Source organism: Bradyrhizobium sp. UNPF46 (genome assembly GCF_006658625.1).
GTDB lineage: Bacteria > Pseudomonadota > Alphaproteobacteria > Rhizobiales > Xanthobacteraceae > Bradyrhizobium > Bradyrhizobium nitroreducens.
This window is the reverse complement of record NZ_LFJB01000041.1, coordinates 1-16,803: the sequence shown is the minus strand read 5'-3', so window position 1 is coordinate 16,803 and position 16,803 is coordinate 1. Positions and strand designations below refer to the sequence as shown.

Genomic DNA, 16,803 nt, shown 5'->3' with positions numbered 1-16,803 from the left:
ACACCGGTTCGCGTGAAGAAAACGCGTCAAAACAAGAATCTAGAGCTTCGGTTCTGATTCAATCAGAACCGAAAATGCTCTAGCCGTCCCTGGCATCCCGGAAAATTCCGACCAAGCGCAATCATCCCGTCGACGCCGGACGACATCGCACCGCGCGAAGCGAGGCAGCAACCCATGCCGAATTAAAGCTGCGTCCGAGGAACAGACAGGGTTCCGCCCCGTTGTCCTCTCGCACTGGCGCGCCCTTGAAGCGGCCGACCATCCAGCGACAATCAATCGCTCCCGGCCCGCGATCTGGACACTCCGGGTCCGCGCGTTTCCAGGTCGCGCCCATCGCCCACATCGAGGTCGACATGACGAGAGATCATCCCCCGTCCCGGGCTCTGCGGGAAGCCAACAAAGCGTTCAAGCCGGCCGAGACCAAGAAGCCGATGACCGACTATGCGAAGGCGGAACAATCCCAGCGTGACAATCGCGAGCGCCTGAAAGCGGAACGGCTGGCGCGAGAGGCGAAGGGAAGTCGTCCCAGATAAAGGGATGTCGACATCAGGGACGGCTCTCTGCCGCCATGCGCGGTGAGAGGCAGATCGAGCGTTATCGCCCTTCAAGTCCCGTGGCCTCTTTCCGGATCATGCTTCAGAGCATCGAGAGAACGACCACTCCGTCCTCGAGATCTCCGGACGCCAGTCGCGCCCGCGCGATACGCTCGAACTCCGTCCGGTATTTTTGAAGATAGCTCAAGGCCTGCTTCTGCGTCTGAAAGGTCGTCGCAAGACGGCATAGCTGTCGGCCTGCGCCAAGCGCGAGAAAGAAGGTGATTGTGCCGCCGCCATCCGGCTTGATCCTAGGCACGATCCGCACTCTTTCGCATGTGAACGGCCCTCTTCAGATTGTCGTCTGCACTGCCGTGTCAGGCTATCTCGGCAATTTCCTCGTGCGCTTCTTCGGCGCAGGCACCGGCGACGATGCGCGAAGACTGGCATCGGCCGCTTCCTTGGCCTCACGCAGTTCGCGAAGCCGCGCCATATTCTTGCGGACATCAACCCGGTGCTTTTCGGCATCCGCAATTGCCCGCGCGCCGTCTTCGGCGGCCACGCGTCGGCGCTCTGACCGCGCGATGGATTCGACAGACGGTTCGGCCGATTTCCTGGCGCTCATCTCTTCGCGCTCACCTTTTTGCCTGCTCGGCAACGGAGATAACCCGCTCAATCCTCACGATCGAGCGGGTCGCATAACCGTTTCAGTACATCCGTGAAACGGCCGTACAGAACTCAAGCCAGCGAGAGATTCTCAGCGCTGACCTTGCCCCGCATCTTGTCGGTCTTGGCCTCGAAGTTGACCTTCTGGCCCTCGGCGAGACCCGCAAGACCAGCCCGCTCGACCGCGCTGACGTGAACGAACACGTCATTGCCGCCGTCGTCGGGTTGAATGAATCCAAAGCCCTTTTGGCCGTTGAACCACTTCACAGTACCTGTCGTCATGATCTTCTCCAAAGCGCATAGGCGCGCATTCCGCGTGACGCTCACGCAGATCGATTCAATTCGTCGATGTCTATGGAAAAGGAGCCCGCAGGCGCATTCAACAAGCACAGCGGCTGAACGAACGAGCTGAAGATATACCTCCTTGCGATCACTTACAAGGCATGAGCCGGATTTAATTAACCCCTGCCCCTCCGGCGGACCGTTTTGGCAACGAGGATGCGACTGCCGATATCTGGCACACATGCCAGAGGCTGGTCGAACAAGGGAGCTATCGGTGCAGATTTTCGTCCACGACAACAATGTCGATCAAGCACTCCGCCTATTGAATCGAAAGATGCTGCGCGAGGGGGTGTTCAAGCAGAAGCGGCGCGCGCTTCTACGAGAAACCATCGGAGGCGGCGGCATGGCGGAAATCTGATGCCGTGCGACGCCTCAGAAAGCAGGCGTGGAAACAGGCCATTCGCGACGGATTGATCGTCGTCAAGCCGCGAAAGCCGGTGACGGACCGTGCGAGACGCCTCGCGCAAGCGACTGCTGCAGCGGCGAAGGGCTCCGACCTGACGCAACACTTGGACTGAACCTGGATCGAGCGCTCAGTGATCTCCGCCGAGCAGCTGCCCGCGAAAAAACTGCACCACGGCGGCGTTGAAGTCGCGGTGAAAGGCCACCCTGTCGAAGCCTGCCGGCACGTCGGTGCAGATGCGCGGGACGGCCGCCGCGAGATCGGCCGAGCACGGTGCAAGGAACGCAAAGTGGCCGGCCGGCACGACATGAATGTCGGGCTTGCCCGGCAAGCCTTCCGCGACGCGCGCGTTGCCTGCGCCGTCGCCGACGCCGGGCCCGCCGAATTGCGAGCGCCAGAACTGGAAAGGCACCTTGACGGCGGCGAGGTTCTCGCGCGTCAGGACAGCCGGCGCGGGATCGATGATGACAGCCGCGCGGATACGCGCATCGTGCACCGGTTCAGGCGGCGTCTCGCCGTTGTGCAGCTGTGCGCAAACGCCGGTCGTCTCCTTGCAGAGATTGGCGACCCTGCCGAAATCCGGCTTGGTCCCCATCAGCACGAGGCCGGTCGCGCCTCCGAGCGAGAAGCCGAAGAAGCCGATCCGGGCGGGATCGATCACCGCCCTGTCCTTCCAGTCGCTCAACAGAAAATCGAGCAGGCGCACAATGTCCGCCGGGCGCGATCCCCAGACCGACAGCGTATCGCGCTTCGAGGAGTCGCTGAACGTATCGCCGGCATGATTGATGGCGGCGACGATGAAGCCGGCATCGGCCAGCTCCTCCACCGTGTCGTGCTGCTGACCGAAAAATCCGCCTCGGCCGTGCGAGTAGACGACAAGCGGCAGCTTTGCACCCGTGACGGGACAATCCTTCACGCCCTTCAGGTCGAAATCGGCGCCAACGGAAAGACTGCCCAACGCCACATGCGTCGGCGCGGCCGCGCAGGGATACCAGATCGCGCCTGATAGCGCTGAATCGGACTGGAGCAGTTGAATGCCTGCAGCCTGCACAGGCGAGCCAAAACAGCAAAGGATGGCGGCAAAAGCCCAAAGCGTGCTGCGCAACGAAAATCCCCCCGATTTCGGGCGGAAGCTGATCGGGGAACGATAGCGAAATTGTGGCTGATTGATCAGGCGCGCATCCTGAAGCAAGCTGCCGGCAAACGAATGGGAGGTCAGCATGTCACTGCTCGGCAAGGCCGCCGTCGCGATGTGGTGGAGCGTTCGCCCCGAGCAGCGCACCGAGTTCGGCGACTGGCATTCACATGAGCACTTTCCGGAGCGGATGAGCATCCCCGGCTTCCGGCGCGGATCGCGCTGGACCAGCACGACGGACGCGGAAGGCTTCTTCGTGCTCTATGAGCTGGAGCAGTACGAGATTCTCACATCGACAGGATATCTCGACCGGCTCAACGCGCCGACGCCGTGGTCGACGAAGATGATGCCGCATCATCTCGGCATGGTTCGCAGCCAGTGCCGGGTGGCGTCGAGCTTTGGCGGCGGCGTCGCGACGGCGCTTACGACCATCAGGCTTTCGCCGCAGGTTGGACGGGAGACGGAGCTTCGAGCACGCCTCTCGGAGACGCTTGGCACATTGGCGCAGCAGCCGGGGCTGACCGGTGGCCATCTCCTCCTGACCGATACGCCGAGGACGAGCTCTCCCACGACCGAACAGCAGATCCGCGGCAAGGACGGCGCTGCCGATTGGATCGTACTGCTGTCGGGTTACGATGACGATGTGGTCGATGACGTGATCGCCGGCCAGCTCTCCCCGCCATGGCTTCACGGCGCAGGTGCGCGCGACGACATCAAGACTGGCCGCTATCGGCTCGGCTTCACGATGACAGCGCAGGATGTCGCAACCGTCTAGCGACCCGGCCGGACGCCTTCTCAAAAAATCGAGGACGCCTGTCGGATCGGCGACGTCCGCGTCGTCCTCGTGACATGGTTGGGCCATAGACGCCGATGTCGGGCCCACCAATTGGAAAAGGATCAAGAAACATGCCCGGCACCGTCCGCCTGCACCGCGTTCTCGCCACCAGCCCGCAAAAAGTCTATCGCGCCTTCCTGGAGGCCGATGCGATGGCGAAATGGCTGCCGCCGAACGGCTTCACCTGCACCGTGCATCACTTCGAGCCCAAGGTCGGCGGAACCTTCAAGATGTCGTTCCGGAACTTCACGACAGGCAATGGCCATTCCTTCGGCGGCGAATTTCTCGAGCTCGTGCCCGGCGAACGGCTCCGCTACACCGACAGGTTCGACGATCCCAACCTGCCCGGCGAGATCCAGGTGACAGTGATCCTGAAGAAGGTGTCGGTCGGCACCGAGATCGACATCACGCAGTCAGGCCTTCCCGACGTCATTCCCGTCGAAGCCTGCTATCTCGGCTGGCAGGAATCGCTGCGCAATCTGGCGAAGCTCGTCGAGCCCGAGATCAACCAGTAGCGGTTCGATCAGTATCGGGGGGCAAAGGCGCGCTTGCGCCGTGCCCACGATCTTCCTGATACGGCGACAGGCGCGTGGGCACGCTTCCGCCTTCGCTCTGCGAGCTACGGCGGACAAGTCGCTTTGCCCGCCCTCGGCCCTGTTCGATCAGATGCACAAAGCTTCCCGGCCTCGCCGCGGAGACAGCCTGGATTGCTTCGCTACGCTCGCAACGAGGGAATGGACGATTGCTACCCGCCCGCCTTCGGCGCCAGCCCGCCATCGGCCGTCCAGCGATCGGGGTCGGGGCTGTGGCCGATCAGCGCCAGGCCATAGGCGATCGACTCGAACTGGTCGCCCGACATCAGCCGTTCATTGCCGAACCGGTCAGCGAACAGTTTTCTCACCGCAGGTACGAACGACGTGCCGCCGGTCAGGAACACCTTCTCGACGTCGCGCGCGGTGATGCCGGATTCGTTCAGCACCTTGTCGACGGTGGCGCCCAGCCGGGCGATGTCGTCGGCGATCCAGCCTTCGAAATTCTTCCGCGTGATGGCTGCGCCGATGTCGACGCCGCCGCCCTTGAAGTGGAAATCGACCTCGTCCTGCGCCGACAGCGCAACCTTGGCATCGGACACCGCGCGATACAGCGAAAAGCCGAGGTCGAGGTCGACGATGGTGATGAAATCCTCGAGCAGCTTCGGCTTCAGCGCGGTGCGCGCAAGTTCGCGGAGCTCGCGCAGATCGCCGTTGCTCTTCATCATCGCCAGCTGATGCCAGCGCGCGAGATTGGTGTAATGGCCGCTCGGCACCGGCAGCACCTTGTCGAACGAGCGGAAGCTGGAGCCCTTGCCGAGCCGCGGTGAGACGACATGGTCAACGATGCGATAGTCGAACGTGTCGCCGGCAACGCCGATGCCGGCGTGTCCCAGCGGCTCGGCGCGCAAGGCACCGCCTGCGCGCGAAAAGCGCATCACGGAAAAGTCGCTGGTGCCGCCGCCGAAATCGGCGACCAGCACGGTGGCATCGCGCTCCAGCCGCCGGGCAAAGGAGAACGCCGCGCCGACGGGCTCGTAGACATAGCGCGCGTGGCCGGCCCCGAGGCGCTCGAACGCGGCGCGGTAGCGCTGCATCGCCAGTGCCTCGTCGGGATTGCCGCCGGCAAAGCGCACGGGACGGCCGACGGTAATCGTCGACGTTTCGAAGCCGAACTTCTCGCCCCCATGGCGCGCCAATGTCCGCAGGAACGCCGCCAGGATGTCCTCGAACTTGAAGCGCTGCCGGAACACCTGGGTGGTCTGGAAGCTGCTGCTGGCCGCGAAAGTCTTGAACGACTGCAGGAAGCGGTAGACGTGCCGGCCCTCGAGGAACGTCTCGATTGCCCACGGTCCGCCTTCGGCCTGGGCGCCCGCGCCCGGCCGGTCCTCCCAGAAGCACAGGGCGGACACGTAGACGCTGTGGCGCTGTCCGCCGTGATCGAAGCGGATGGCCTCGACCCGGCGGTCGTCAGCCGCAAGGGCGACGACGGTATTGCTGGTCCCAAAATCGATGCCGATCGAGACGGCGGGCGGGGCGCTCGACATGAACCACTCTGACAGATGATTGGAAGGGGGCAGACCACTAGCGGCTTTGACTTGCCCTGCCAAGGCCTCGGCCATGGCTCCCTGTTCGAGGCGCGCCCGACCGCTCGCCCCTGATTCCGTAGCTTTTCGCGGCCGAATAGGGCCTCCAGGCGGCCGAAGCTCCCTTTTCTCCGGCGTATTTAAGCCCGGATCGGTCGTATTAACCCGGCATTATGCTGCAATGCGGTGCTTCCCATGCTGCCATGCAAACAAATGCGTAGACGTTGGCATCTGGTATACATAGATTGTCCTGCGAAACGAGACACTAGGACTGACCGTCTCGAGAAAAGGATTTCCAATGGCCAAGACCGCTTCCGTCGCTTTCGCTCCGTCCGCCTCGCTGTTCAGCCGCTTTCTGGCTGCGGTTGACCGTTTCCTGATGGCGAGCGCCGAGATCTCGAACCACAATGGCGACCTGCCCCGTTTCGGCCTGTAAGCCGGCTTTCCTGCGCCGCCACACAGCTCGGCCGGGTTTCAGAGCAGCTCGCATACGACTTTTGATGAATGGCCCCGCACGACGGGGCCATTTCTACTTGTGCTGTCCCGAGTCACAGCCGCGGCGGGAGCAAGCCTGCGGCATTTGCGCACGGTGGCCGGACCAGCGCTTGAAGCTTGGCATAATGCATACAAGAATGCCCCTCCAGCGCTCGCATAAAAATTAGAGGCGCCACGGGAGGCTTTATGACGGACATGGTGCAGGCAACCGCCCCTACAACAGCGCGCGTTAGCGACACGTATCGCTGGGCGCAACTGGCGATCGGTGTAGGCGCGATGGTGATGATCGCCAACTATCAATACGGCTGGACGTTCTTCGTCCCCGACATCCAGAAGAAGTTCGGCTGGGATCGCGCCTCGATCCAATGGGCCTTCACCCTCTTCGTCCTGTTCGAGACCTGGCTGGTGCCGATCGAAGGATGGTTCGTCGACAAATACGGTCCGCGCATCGTCGTGCTGGTCGGCGGCGTGCTCTGCGCCCTCGGCTGGGCGATCAACGCACAGGCCACCACGCTCAACGGCTATTACCTCGGCATGATCGTCGCGGGCATCGGCGCCGGCGGCGTCTACGGCACCTGCGTCGGCAACGCGCTGAAGTGGTTTCCGGACAAGCGCGGTCTTGCCGCAGGCATCACGGCCGCGGGCTTCGGTGCAGGCTCCGCGCTGACGGTGGCGCCGATCCAGGCCATGATCAAGGACTCCGGCTTCCAGACCACCTTCCTCTATTTCGGCCTCGGCCAGGGCATCATCATCTGCATCCTCGCCTTCTTCCTGCTGGCGCCGAAAGCGGGCCAGGTGCCGAACGTCGTCGCCAACGCCAACCTGCTGCAGACGCGACGCAACTATCAGCCGACCGAGGTGCTGCGTCAGCCGATCTTCTGGCTGATGTACTTCATGTTCGTGATCGTCGGCGCCGGCGGGTTGATGGTGACGGCCAATCTGAAGCCGATCGCCGCCGACTGGAAGGTCGACAACGTGCCGGTCACGCTGATGGCAGTGACGATGACGGCCGTGACGTTCGCGGCCACGATCGACCGCGTGCTCAACGGCCTGACGCGTCCGTTCTTCGGCTGGATCTCCGACATGATCGGCCGCGAGAACACGATGTTCATCGCCTTCGGCATGGAAGGTTTCGGCATCTGGATGCTCTACCTCTGGGGCCACGATCCGATCTGGTTCGTGCTGCTCTCGGGCTTCGTGTTCTTCGCCTGGGGTGAGATCTACTCGCTGTTCCCCTCGACCTGCACCGACACGTTCGGCGCCAAGTTCGCGACCACCAATGCCGGCCTGCTCTACACTGCGAAGGGCACCGCCGCGCTGCTGGTGCCGATCGCCAACTACATGCAGCAGTCGTCGGGCACGTGGGACAGCGTCTTCATCATCGCAGCCGGCGCCAATATCCTGGCCTCGTTGCTGGCGATCGCGCTGCTCAAGCCCTGGCGCAAGGTCGTGGTCGCCAAATCAACGGTCGCCTGACGAACTCTACAGCGGCTTCAAGACGACGACGCCCGGCCTCACGGCCGGGCGTTTTCGTTTGGGCGCAGTCGTGGCCGCTGCCCTTCCCGGACTGGAACCGTAGATTTTGTGACAATCCGCCGCAGTTAGGACTTGCTTTCTGGAATATGGTATACCAAGCTGCCTGCCGCGCTTGCGACGATAAGCCACAACATTTGCGACACTGGGTCATCTTGCCATCCAAGGTCGCAATCAATCAGGCGCGTTGGGAGGTTCTTGATGATTTCCAGCACGGATGGCGCCGTCACGGCCGCGCCTCTTCGTACAAGTTTCCGTTGGCTTCAGCTCGTCATGGGCATCGTCTGCATGGCGATGATCGCCAATCTGCAATACGGCTGGACGCTGTTCGTCGATCCGATCGATGCGGCCCATCATTGGGGGCGCGCCGCGATCCAGCTCGCCTTCACCATCTTCGTCGTCACCGAGACCTGGCTGGTGCCGGTCGAGGCGTGGTTCGTCGACAAATACGGTCCCCGCATCGTCATCATGTTCGGCGGCGTGATGATCGCGCTGTCCTGGGTGCTCAACTCCTATGCCGACTCGCTCACGCTGCTCTACGCCGCTGCCATCATCGGCGGCATGGGCGCGGGCGCAGTGTACGGCACCTGCGTCGGCAATGCGCTGAAATGGTTTCCCGATCGCCGCGGCCTCGCTGCCGGCGCGACCGCCGCGGGCTTCGGCGCGGGCGCAGCTCTCACCGTGGTGCCGATCGCCTCCATGATCGCATCGAGCGGCTATCAGCACGCCTTCCTCACCTTCGGCATCGGCCAGGGCGTGATCGTGTTCGTGCTCGCCTTCTTCATCCAGCCGCCGCGGCTCTCGATCCCGCCGAAGAAGAAGCAGCTCAATCTGCCGCAGACCAAGATCGACTTCACCCCGCCGCAGGTGCTGCGCACCCCTATTTTCTGGGTGATGTATCTCGTCTTCGTCATGGTCGCCTCGGGCGGGCTGATGACGGCGGCGCAGATCGCCCCGATCGCGCACGACTTCAAGATCGCCAGCACGCCGGTCACGCTCGCCGGCTTCCAGATGGCGGCACTGACCTTTGCGATCTCGCTCGACCGCATCTTCGATGGGTTTGGCCGCCCGTTCTTCGGCTTCGTCTCCGACACGATCGGCCGTGAGAACACCATGTTCATCGCCTTCGGCACGGCGGCCTTGATGCTGCTCACACTGTCGGCCTATGGCCACGTGCCCGTCGTCTTCGTGCTCGCGACCGCGGTTTACTTCGGCGTGTTCGGCGAGATCTACTCGCTGTTCCCCGCGACCTGCGGCGATACCTTCGGCTCGAAATTCGCAACCACCAACAACGGCATGCTCTACACCGCCAAGGGCACCGCCTCGCTGCTCGTGCCGCTCGCCAGCGTGATCTCGGCCGCCTATGGCTGGAAGGCCGTGTTCGTGGTCGCGGTCGCCTTGAACGCGACGGCGGCGCTGATGGCGCTGTTCGTGATCAAGCCGCTGCGCCGCTCCTTCATTCTCGGCAAGGAAGCCGAGAGCGCCGAGGCCGCGACCGGCGGCGCCAAGACCGAGACGGCGTAACCGCCCCACGCATCTGCACGACGAGACAGGGGCGCAGCAATGCGCCCCTTTCTTTTTGTCTCGACGGCAAACGTCAGCATCGCTGTCGCAAGATTTTTCGGATCGCCCAAATCCAGCGCTTGACGATTGGCATTATGTATACCACACTTCCTCAACATTCACCCAGGGAGGTTGCAATGCTGGTCGGAGACATTCTGCGCAAGAAGACACCGCGCGTTGTCACGGTGCGAATGAACGAAACGGTGGGTATCGCCGCCAAGCTGATGCGCGCCAACAACATCAGCGCGCTGGTGGTCAAGGACGTCGTCCGCTCCGAAGGCAACACCGCCGTCGGCATGTTCACCGAGCGCGACGTGGTGCGCGCGGTCGCCGAGCACGGCGCGAACGCCGTCAACGTCAAGGTCTCGCAGCTCGTCTCGGTGCAGCAGCTGGTGTCCTGCAGCTCCGGCGACACGATCGAGCACGTCCGCCATCTGATGAACCGGCATCACATCCGCCATCTGCCTGTCATCGACGATTACAGCCTCGTCTCCGTCATCAGCATGCGCGACATCGCTGCTGCCATGGACGAGGCAATCAACGGCAAGCCGCAAGCCGCCGCCTAAAGCGACACACACTCAGTCACGGACGAGCTGCGCCCCCTCTCCCGCTTGCGGGAGAGGGTTGGGCAGAGGGTGTCTCCGCCGGGAGACTCTCCAAGAGGATAGAGCCCTCACCCGCCGCGCTCTCCGAGCGCGTCGACCTCTCCCGCAAGCGGGAGAGGTGCAGGGAGCCCGTTGCCTGATCGATCCAACCAACTGCCAATCTTGATCCCGCGAGGACTTCATGAAGATCTGCATCTACGGCGCCGGCGCGATCGGCGGATATCTCGGGGTTCAGCTTGCGCGCGCAGGCGCCGATGTCAGCCTCATCGCACGCGGCGCGCACCTTGCCGCCATGCGCGAGCGCGGCCTGACGCTGCTCGCCGGCGAGGAGAGGCACACCGTGCATCCGCGCTGCACCGACGATCCCAATGAGCTCGGCGTGCAGGACACCATCATCATCACGCTGAAGGCGCATTCGATCACCGGCGTGATCGAGAAGATGCAGCCGCTGCTGGGGCCGCACACCCGCATCGTCACCGCGGTCAACGGCATTCCCTATTGGTACTTCTACAAGCACGGCGGCCAATACGAGAATTCGACGCTGGAGAGCATCGACCCCGGCGGGCGGCAGTGGCGCGAGCTCGGCGCCGAGCGCGCCATCGGCTGCATCGTCTATCCCGCCACCGAGATCGAAGCGCCCGGCGTGATCCGCCACGTCTACGGCAATAATTTTCCGCTCGGCGAACCCTCCGGCGAGATCACGCCCGACGTGCAGCGCCTCGCCGATCTCTTCGTCGCGGCCGGGCTGAAGGCCCCGGTGCTCGACCGCATCCGCGACGAGATCTGGCTCAAGCTGTGGGGCAATGTCTGCTTCAACCCGATCAGCGCGCTGACCCATGCGACGCTCGATGTGATCTGCACCGATCCGTCCACCCGCGCGCTGTCGCGTGCGATCATGGTGGAGACGCAGGCCATCGCAGAGACCTTCGGCGTCAAGTTCCGCGTCGACGTCGAGCGCCGCATCGAGGGTGCCCGCAAGGTCGGCGCGCACAAGACCTCGATGCTGCAGGACCTCGAGCGCGGCCGCCCCATGGAGATCGACCCGCTGGTCACCGTGGTGCAGGAGATGGGCCGCCTCACCGGCATCGCGACGCCCGCACTCGACTCGGTGCTGGCGATGGTGACCCAGCGCGCCCGCATCGCCGGCCTCTATGACGGCGTCTCGACGCCATCGGATCCGCGCGCACTGGCGGTGGCGTGATGGTTGGCGAGATCAAGCAGTGGCTGCGTTTCCGCCACGCCGGCACGACCGGTTTCGGCACGCTGACGCCGTCGGGGATCAGCGTGCACGAGGGCGAGATGTTCGGCCGCAATGCGGCCACCGGCAGGACGCTGGCGCTGTCGGAGGTCGAGCTGCTCGCGCCCTGCGCGCCCAGCAAGATCGTCGCGCTCTGGAACAACTTCCACGCGCTCGCGGCCAAGCTCAACCAGCCCGAGCCGCCGGAGCCGCTCTATCTGCTCAAGGCCACCACCACGATCACGACGCCGGGCGCCGTGATCCGCCGCCCCTCTTATTACGATGGCAAGACCACCTATGAGGGCGAGCTCGGTATCGTCATCGGCAGAACCTGCGCCCGCGTCTCGCCTGATGAAGCCGACAGCTTCATCTTCGGCTACACCTGCGTCAACGACATCACCGCCAACGACATCCTGACCAGCGATCCCACCTTCCCGCAATGGGCCCGCGCCAAGGGCATCGACGATTACGGCCCGTTCGGCCCCGTCATCGCGACCGGCCTCGATCCGTCCAAGCTCACCGTCCGCACCATCCTCAACGGCGCGGAGCGGCAGAACTACCCGATCTCCGACATGATCTTCTCGGCGCAGCAGCTGGTCAGCAGGATCTCCCACGACATGACCCTGCTCCCCGGCGACCTCATCGCCGTCGGCACCTCTGTCGGCGTCGGCGTGATGAAGGAGGAGGTGAACACGGTGACGGTGGCCATCGACGGCATCGGCGAGCTCACCAACGAATTTCGGCTGTAGCCGCAAACACCGTACGTAGCCCGGATGAGCGGCTTGTCCGCCGAAGCTCGGAGAGCGAAGGCGGAAGCGACATCCGGAACGGGTCTTCGCGTGGTCCCGACTTATTCTCGCCGCGGCGCAGCAAAATTGATCCGGCGCAAATCGCGCCGGCACGGCCGCTTTATCCTTCCCCGCAATCGATTTCTGAGGCCAGGGAGGATGCCATGACGAATGCAAGCAATGCGCTTTTGTGGACGGCTCTGTACTTTGCTCTCGCGTTTGCTGCGATCTTCGCGGTCTGGTTCGCCGACAAGATGCGCTCGAACTTCCTCGGGAAATGATGGCGCGCAAGATGCTCTGACCCGGATGAGCGAACGTCCGGGCTGTTCGCGTGAAGCTGCGCGTCGCTACGCATGCGACGACTGACTGCAGCTGAGTGCGCGCGGCGCGATGCCGCCCGATGGATTCTCCGGGCTCGGGGATGACAGCGGAGGGTCTCCGGGAAAACCCGGCACCGCCCCTCCGTCGTCCAGCCAACGCAACCAGCCGTGGATCACGCGGCCCGAAACCAGCCGTAACCCTCCCCGCCCCTTGCGCTTGGTTCAGCTCTTGGCAATCATGGCCAAAATGTGCGCCGGCGTGAGGAATTCACGATGTGGCTGTTTTTCCTGGTTGCCTGGTTCGGTCTGCTGGCCGTCGTCGCGGTCTTCGCCCAGCAGGCGTTCGGACACGACATCAGCCACCTGCCCGCCTGGTTCGCGGGCCTGCCGATGCCGCAGCGCATCGCGACCGGTGTGATCCCGGCCCTGGCGCTGGGCCTGATCGGCGCCTCCGCCTGGCGGCTGTCACGCCAGGACCGCAGCCTGAAGATGCTGCGTGATCGCCTCAAGAAGACCCGCGAGGACGTCGTCGTCGCCCATGCCCTGCAGAACCATCTCGACGCCACCGTCCAGCATTTGATCGAGAGCGATCCCCGGGAAGCGGTCTCCGCCCTCCACGACAAGCTCGGCGAGACCGAGCAGCGCGCACTGCTTCAGCAGGGCCGCAACGAATCCACCGACATGCACGACCAGCTCGCCGAAATCCGCCGCCGCCAGCAGGCGCTGCGCGAGATGGTCGGCAAGGTCGCCGATCAGCGCCGTGCGATCGAGCCGGTCTTCACCGAGATCCGTGACCGCCAGAACCAGCTCGAACGCTCCCTGCACGACCTCGAGACCGACGATCGCAAGAACAACCTCGCCGACCGGCAGAGAGACATCGCGCGCGACGTGGCGGCGCTGCTGGGGCGGGTGAACGCGGTCCAGAACTCATTTGCCGCTCTCAACCAGTACAAGGCGGATCTGGCGAAATCCCACGCCGAGCTGGCGCCGCTGCGCGCCTCCGACGCCGGCATCAACGCCCTGATCGGCGAGCTCAGCCTCGACCATGACCACCTTGCCAAGGCCATCGACGAACTCGAGACCGGCGGCGAGACGCCGCTTCCCATTCGCGTCGAGACGCTGTCGAAGAACAGAAACGAGATCGAGCAGCGCCTCGCCCGCATCGACGACAGCTTCAACATCCTGAAGGCCATCCGGCTCGACTTCGAGGAGCTCGGCCAGCGCCGGACTCAGCTCGAGCGCGCGCTTGCCGACGTCGAGACCGATGCCGACGGCAAGAGCCTCACCGAGCGCCAGAACGCGCTGAACGATTTCGTCCTGCAGTCGCGCCAGCGCCTCGGCGCCTTGCAGGAGACGTTGGCAACGCTGAACGCCTTCAAGGCTGAGCTCTCGAAATCGCAGGCCGACCTCGTCCCGCTCAAGGCCCCGGTGTTCGGCATCGAGGCCTTGATCGCGGACGTCGGCGCCACCCGCGATCTCCTCGCGAAAACCGTCCGCGAGATCGAAGCGAATGGCGACGTCACCCTCGCCGCGCGCGTCGAGACGCTGGCCCAGAGCAAGCGCGAGGTCGAAGACCGCCTCGCCCGCGTCTTCGAAAACTTCAACGCGCTCGATGCTCTGCGCAAGGACATCGGCGGCATCTTCGCCACGATCAGGAATAGCCTGAACCGGATCGGGTGAGGCGCCGCCTAGGACTGGCGGCGACACGACACCTCCCGTTATAGTCGCACGCATGAGCTGTTCCGGAAATTGGTGGCGGATGCACGGCCGACAAAGAAAATGGATGCTTGTCTCCTTCGTCTTCTCGATCCTGCTGATCAGCCATGCGAACGATTGCGCGGCTGACCCGCATCAATCACATAACGATTTTGTGGCAGCGGTTCGCGACGGATCGAGTTCGCCATATCTTATTCTTCTCACCACAATCGATGACCGAAGCGGACAGGCCCATACCGGCTGCACCCCCGCTCCCTTCCTCATCGGAGCGATCCATATCGAGTTGTGGGGTCGAATTGATCCTCGAGCTGCGCCAGACGAACTGAAGTCGAGGAGAGCCGAGGCCGAACGGATGGCAATCGAAAACACGTCCCACGTCTTCCACTTCACCAATCCTGCCGCGCTTCTCAACGCATTTCCATTTCCGCACGATACCCGCTATGCAAGAGGTTGCGAAGCAATCGCGCGTGGCCTACGTGCTCGAATCGCTGACCGGAGCGGACAACTGCTCCTGGGGCCTTTCGCCAAAGAACCGCGGATCATTTGGGAATCGTGCCCAGCTACTCCATCGCCTGAATCTGGCTTGAACGAGCTGGCAATGCCGACGATCTCTCTGTTGATCGGTCCTGACGGGATGCCGAGAGAGACTAAGGTGACGGCGAGCAGCGGATCGCCGAGGCTGGACGAAGCGGTAACAGCAGCGCTGTTGGCATGCAGGTTCGAGCCGCGCGCAATCGATGACCAGCCTACGCCAGAAGCGACCTGGTTCACGATCAAAATCGGCAAGCGCTGGCCGTTCGTCGGACGCAACTGACCCTCGTTACTCGGAAACATCCAGACACATCACATCTGCGCGCGTCAGACATATGCCGCTGACATGCCCCCTGCGCGCCGCAACTTGGTCGCATTCGGCCGCCCTTTTGTAAGGCGTGTCTGGGGGCACGGCTCAGCCGTGTTTGGACCAAACCTTCTAGGGGTATCGCTGTGAAGAAGATTGTATTTGTTCTGGGTGCCACGCTTGCTCTGGTGACGGCTGCGAACGCTGCGGATCTGCCGCGCCGCCAGCCCGTGCCGGTCTATCCGGCCGAGCAGGCCCCGATCGGCAAGATGCCGATTGGCAAAAGCCCGGTTGGAAAGGCCCCGATCGGCAAGGCGCCGGGCCCGGTCGCCGCGCGCTACTGAGCGCAAGACCTGCGTAACGGCCGACAGTCGAGGGGCACTGCGTGACGAACAAACCTGATCGATCGGGATCCTGCATCCTTGCGGGGCTCGCCCTCGCGGCGATGATCGCCTGCCTGATGCCCTCGGCTTCGGCGCACGAAGCCAACAAGCGCATTGCCGACGCCAATGCGCTTGCCACGACCGAGCCCACATCGCGGCCGGCGCCGCAAGCGGCGCGGCGCTCCGTCGCCCGCGTGGAGAAAGGTCCCTATTACGTCGACTTCCGCGCCCGCACGGCGGCGAGCTGGGGCCACGCCTTTATCTGGTATGGCAAGACCAGCGAGAAGGCGGTCGAGGTCGCGGGGCTCACGCCGGCCGGCGACACGCTTGCTTACGTGCTCGGCCACATCACCTTCGTGCCGTCGGAGACCGGCGCCAGCTACGGCGATCTCGATCCCGAATATCTGACCGCGAGCTATCGCGTCTATCTGAACGAAGCCGACGCCAGGCGGGTGTTCGCCTACATCAAGAAGAAGCAGGCAACCTCACCGGTGTGGAACGCCGAGACGATGAACTGCACCGGCTTCATCGGCGACATCGCCGAGTTCATGGGCCTCGAGGTCCCCAACCGCTGGCAGCGCCCGGAAAACTTCGTCAACCGCCTCAAGGAAATGAACGGCGGCCGCCAGATGGTGCGGCTGTCGGCGGAGTAGCGGCTCTCTCCACACTCGGTGTCATTGCCCGCGAAAGCGGGCAATCCAGTATTCCAGAGACAGCAAGGCAGGAACCGACAAGCCGCGGCGTACTGTCATGCCCCGGTCAAGCCGGGGCATGACAGTGTGAGGCGTGGCGACGTTCTGCTCACCCGTCGGGCAAAACACCCCGCCAATTCCTGCAACCCGGCTGTCAAGCCCCACTGGTTCAAATATTCCACTTTACCGAAATTCGGATTTGTCGTACAAGCGAAACACCCTGGCCCGAGACAAGGGGCGGATCGCGATCGTCACGAACCGCGGGCCGGGCAGCGATGGACGCGACGGCGTCGGGCGTGATTGGCATTGCAGGGCGGGCAACCGTGAGCAATGGCTCTCGCGCCAACGACACGGCGCCGACAGCGTCTTCGCATGGCTTCGGGGGCGAGCACACGCCACCCCTCGGGGTCCCAGCGAGGACGTGCGCGGACGGAGAAGTCGTGTGGTCCCGACGCCCGAGGTTCTGGCGTCAAGTCTTGCGATGATGTGGCGGCCGACCGGTCCGCGCATCGAACATCCGCAAGGCGACGGGGGCAATAGTGCAACGCTCCCCGAGGAGAGCACGAAGGACACCGTTAAAACCATTCGCGCAGGGAAGGCCGG

The 16,803-nt window shown here is 63.7% G+C and carries 19 protein-coding genes; 14 read left to right on the top strand and 5 right to left on the bottom strand.

Annotated elements, in window-relative coordinates:
* Positions 1-353: 353 nt before the first annotated feature.
* Positions 354-533 carry a hypothetical protein gene (locus UNPF46_RS38305; RefSeq protein ID WP_142250820.1) on the top strand — a complete coding sequence of 60 codons (180 nt, stop codon included), beginning with the start codon at positions 354-356 and terminating at the stop codon, positions 531-533.
* Positions 534-636: 103 nt separating this feature from the next.
* On the opposite strand, the gene UNPF46_RS17410 is transcribed toward UNPF46_RS38305, so the two are convergent.
* From UNPF46_RS17410 to UNPF46_RS17400, 3 genes are all read right to left on the bottom strand, one after another.
* Positions 637-861, bottom strand: a complete 225-nt coding sequence (locus UNPF46_RS17410; RefSeq protein ID WP_100177295.1) for a hypothetical protein — start codon at positions 859-861, stop codon at positions 637-639.
* Between the two features lie 54 nt (positions 862-915).
* Positions 916-1,158, bottom strand: coding sequence for a transcriptional regulator (locus UNPF46_RS17405; protein ID WP_142250819.1), 243 nt, complete (start codon positions 1,156-1,158; stop codon positions 916-918).
* 113 nt (positions 1,159-1,271) lie between these two features.
* The gene (locus tag UNPF46_RS17400) at positions 1,272-1,481 is read right to left on the bottom strand and encodes a cold-shock protein (protein ID WP_100181166.1); all 210 of its coding nucleotides are present in this window, start codon (positions 1,479-1,481) and stop codon (positions 1,272-1,274) included.
* 274 nt (positions 1,482-1,755) lie between these two features.
* On the opposite strand from UNPF46_RS17400, the gene rpsU reads away from it, so the two are divergent.
* A complete protein-coding gene (rpsU, locus tag UNPF46_RS38695) occupies positions 1,756-1,899 on the top strand; it encodes a 30S ribosomal protein S21 (protein WP_502705492.1) in 144 nt (47 codons plus the stop codon).
* Positions 1,900-2,074: 175 nt separating this feature from the next.
* Here rpsU and UNPF46_RS17390 read toward each other — a convergent pair whose 3' ends face one another.
* Positions 2,075-3,166, bottom strand: coding sequence for an alpha/beta hydrolase family protein (locus UNPF46_RS17390; RefSeq protein ID WP_142250818.1), 1,092 nt, complete (start codon positions 3,164-3,166; stop codon positions 2,075-2,077).
* Here UNPF46_RS17390 and UNPF46_RS17385 point away from each other — a divergent pair.
* Both UNPF46_RS17385 and UNPF46_RS17380 read left to right on the top strand, forming a co-directional pair.
* Entirely contained in the window at positions 3,165-3,854 is a 690-nt protein-coding gene (locus UNPF46_RS17385) for a hypothetical protein (protein WP_142250817.1), read from the top strand. The two genes, UNPF46_RS17390 and UNPF46_RS17385, sit on opposite strands and share 2 nt — an antisense overlap.
* A gap of 131 nt (positions 3,855-3,985) precedes the next feature.
* Entirely contained in the window at positions 3,986-4,429 is a 444-nt protein-coding gene (locus tag UNPF46_RS17380) for an SRPBCC family protein (protein ID WP_097663009.1), read from the top strand.
* A 230-nt stretch (positions 4,430-4,659) separates the two neighbouring features.
* Here UNPF46_RS17380 and UNPF46_RS17375 read toward each other — a convergent pair whose 3' ends face one another.
* Positions 4,660-5,991, bottom strand: a complete 1,332-nt coding sequence (locus UNPF46_RS17375; protein WP_142250816.1) for an Hsp70 family protein — start codon at positions 5,989-5,991, stop codon at positions 4,660-4,662.
* 337 nt (positions 5,992-6,328) lie between these two features.
* On the opposite strand from UNPF46_RS17375, the gene UNPF46_RS37545 reads away from it, so the two are divergent.
* The 10 genes from UNPF46_RS37545 to UNPF46_RS17330 all read left to right on the top strand — a co-directional run bounded on the left by UNPF46_RS37545 (position 6,329) and on the right by UNPF46_RS17330 (position 16,161).
* Entirely contained in the window at positions 6,329-6,466 is a 138-nt protein-coding gene (locus UNPF46_RS37545; protein ID WP_174718928.1) for a hypothetical protein, read from the top strand.
* Positions 6,467-6,711: 245 nt separating this feature from the next.
* The gene (gene oxlT, locus UNPF46_RS17370) at positions 6,712-8,001 is read left to right on the top strand and encodes an oxalate/formate MFS antiporter (protein WP_142250815.1); all 1,290 of its coding nucleotides are present in this window, start codon (positions 6,712-6,714) and stop codon (positions 7,999-8,001) included.
* A gap of 258 nt (positions 8,002-8,259) precedes the next feature.
* The gene (gene oxlT / locus UNPF46_RS17365) at positions 8,260-9,582 is read left to right on the top strand and encodes an oxalate/formate MFS antiporter (RefSeq protein ID WP_100177300.1); all 1,323 of its coding nucleotides are present in this window, start codon (positions 8,260-8,262) and stop codon (positions 9,580-9,582) included.
* 176 nt (positions 9,583-9,758) lie between these two features.
* Entirely contained in the window at positions 9,759-10,187 is a 429-nt protein-coding gene (locus UNPF46_RS17360; protein WP_142250814.1) for a CBS domain-containing protein, read from the top strand.
* 220 nt (positions 10,188-10,407) lie between these two features.
* Positions 10,408-11,427 (top strand): 2-dehydropantoate 2-reductase, encoded by a 1,020-nt coding sequence (locus UNPF46_RS17355; RefSeq protein ID WP_142250813.1) that lies wholly within the window; start codon positions 10,408-10,410, stop codon positions 11,425-11,427.
* Positions 11,427-12,212 (top strand): fumarylacetoacetate hydrolase family protein, encoded by a 786-nt coding sequence (locus tag UNPF46_RS17350; RefSeq protein WP_181769984.1) that lies wholly within the window; start codon positions 11,427-11,429, stop codon positions 12,210-12,212. Before UNPF46_RS17355 ends, UNPF46_RS17350 begins: the two co-directional genes overlap by 1 nt.
* Positions 12,213-12,844: 632 nt before the next feature.
* Positions 12,845-14,251 (top strand): coiled-coil domain-containing protein, encoded by a 1,407-nt coding sequence (locus UNPF46_RS17345; RefSeq protein WP_181769983.1) that lies wholly within the window; start codon positions 12,845-12,847, stop codon positions 14,249-14,251.
* 103 nt (positions 14,252-14,354) lie between these two features.
* Positions 14,355-15,101: an energy transducer TonB gene (locus tag UNPF46_RS17340; RefSeq protein ID WP_181769982.1), complete on the top strand. Its 747-nt coding sequence runs from the start codon at positions 14,355-14,357 to the stop codon at positions 15,099-15,101.
* A 164-nt stretch (positions 15,102-15,265) separates the two neighbouring features.
* Entirely contained in the window at positions 15,266-15,469 is a 204-nt protein-coding gene (locus UNPF46_RS17335; protein WP_100177306.1) for a hypothetical protein, read from the top strand.
* A 41-nt stretch (positions 15,470-15,510) separates the two neighbouring features.
* On the top strand, positions 15,511-16,161 hold the full coding sequence (locus tag UNPF46_RS17330; RefSeq protein WP_142250809.1) for a hypothetical protein: 651 nt from the start codon (positions 15,511-15,513) through the stop codon (positions 16,159-16,161).
* Positions 16,162-16,803 lie beyond the last annotated feature (642 nt).

Excerpts from the sequence above, each read along its gene's own strand:
- UNPF46_RS17385 (WP_142250817.1), top strand. The coding sequence starts at position 3,165 with ATGTCACTGCTCGGCAAGGCCGCCGTCGCGATGTGGTGGAGCGTTCGC.
- UNPF46_RS37545 (WP_174718928.1), top strand. The coding sequence starts at position 6,329 with ATGGCCAAGACCGCTTCCGTCGCTTTCGCTCCGTCCGCCTCGCTGTTC.
- UNPF46_RS17340 (WP_181769982.1), top strand. The coding sequence starts at position 14,355 with ATGCTTGTCTCCTTCGTCTTCTCGATCCTGCTGATCAGCCATGCGAAC.
- UNPF46_RS17360 (WP_142250814.1), top strand. The coding sequence starts at position 9,759 with ATGCTGGTCGGAGACATTCTGCGCAAGAAGACACCGCGCGTTGTCACG.
- UNPF46_RS17380 (WP_097663009.1), top strand. The coding sequence starts at position 3,986 with ATGCCCGGCACCGTCCGCCTGCACCGCGTTCTCGCCACCAGCCCGCAA.
- UNPF46_RS17375 (WP_142250816.1), bottom strand. The coding sequence starts at position 5,991 with ATGTCGAGCGCCCCGCCCGCCGTCTCGATCGGCATCGATTTTGGGACC.
- oxlT (WP_142250815.1), top strand. The coding sequence starts at position 6,712 with ATGACGGACATGGTGCAGGCAACCGCCCCTACAACAGCGCGCGTTAGC.
- UNPF46_RS17350 (WP_181769984.1), top strand. The coding sequence starts at position 11,427 with ATGGTTGGCGAGATCAAGCAGTGGCTGCGTTTCCGCCACGCCGGCACG.
- UNPF46_RS17390 (WP_142250818.1), bottom strand. The coding sequence starts at position 3,166 with ATGCTGACCTCCCATTCGTTTGCCGGCAGCTTGCTTCAGGATGCGCGC.
- oxlT (WP_100177300.1), top strand. The coding sequence starts at position 8,260 with ATGATTTCCAGCACGGATGGCGCCGTCACGGCCGCGCCTCTTCGTACA.
- UNPF46_RS17345 (WP_181769983.1), top strand. The coding sequence starts at position 12,845 with ATGTGGCTGTTTTTCCTGGTTGCCTGGTTCGGTCTGCTGGCCGTCGTC.
- UNPF46_RS17355 (WP_142250813.1), top strand. The coding sequence starts at position 10,408 with ATGAAGATCTGCATCTACGGCGCCGGCGCGATCGGCGGATATCTCGGG.
- UNPF46_RS17400 (WP_100181166.1), bottom strand. The coding sequence starts at position 1,481 with ATGACGACAGGTACTGTGAAGTGGTTCAACGGCCAAAAGGGCTTTGGA.
- UNPF46_RS38305 (WP_142250820.1), top strand. The coding sequence starts at position 354 with ATGACGAGAGATCATCCCCCGTCCCGGGCTCTGCGGGAAGCCAACAAA.
- UNPF46_RS17405 (WP_142250819.1), bottom strand. The coding sequence starts at position 1,158 with ATGAGCGCCAGGAAATCGGCCGAACCGTCTGTCGAATCCATCGCGCGG.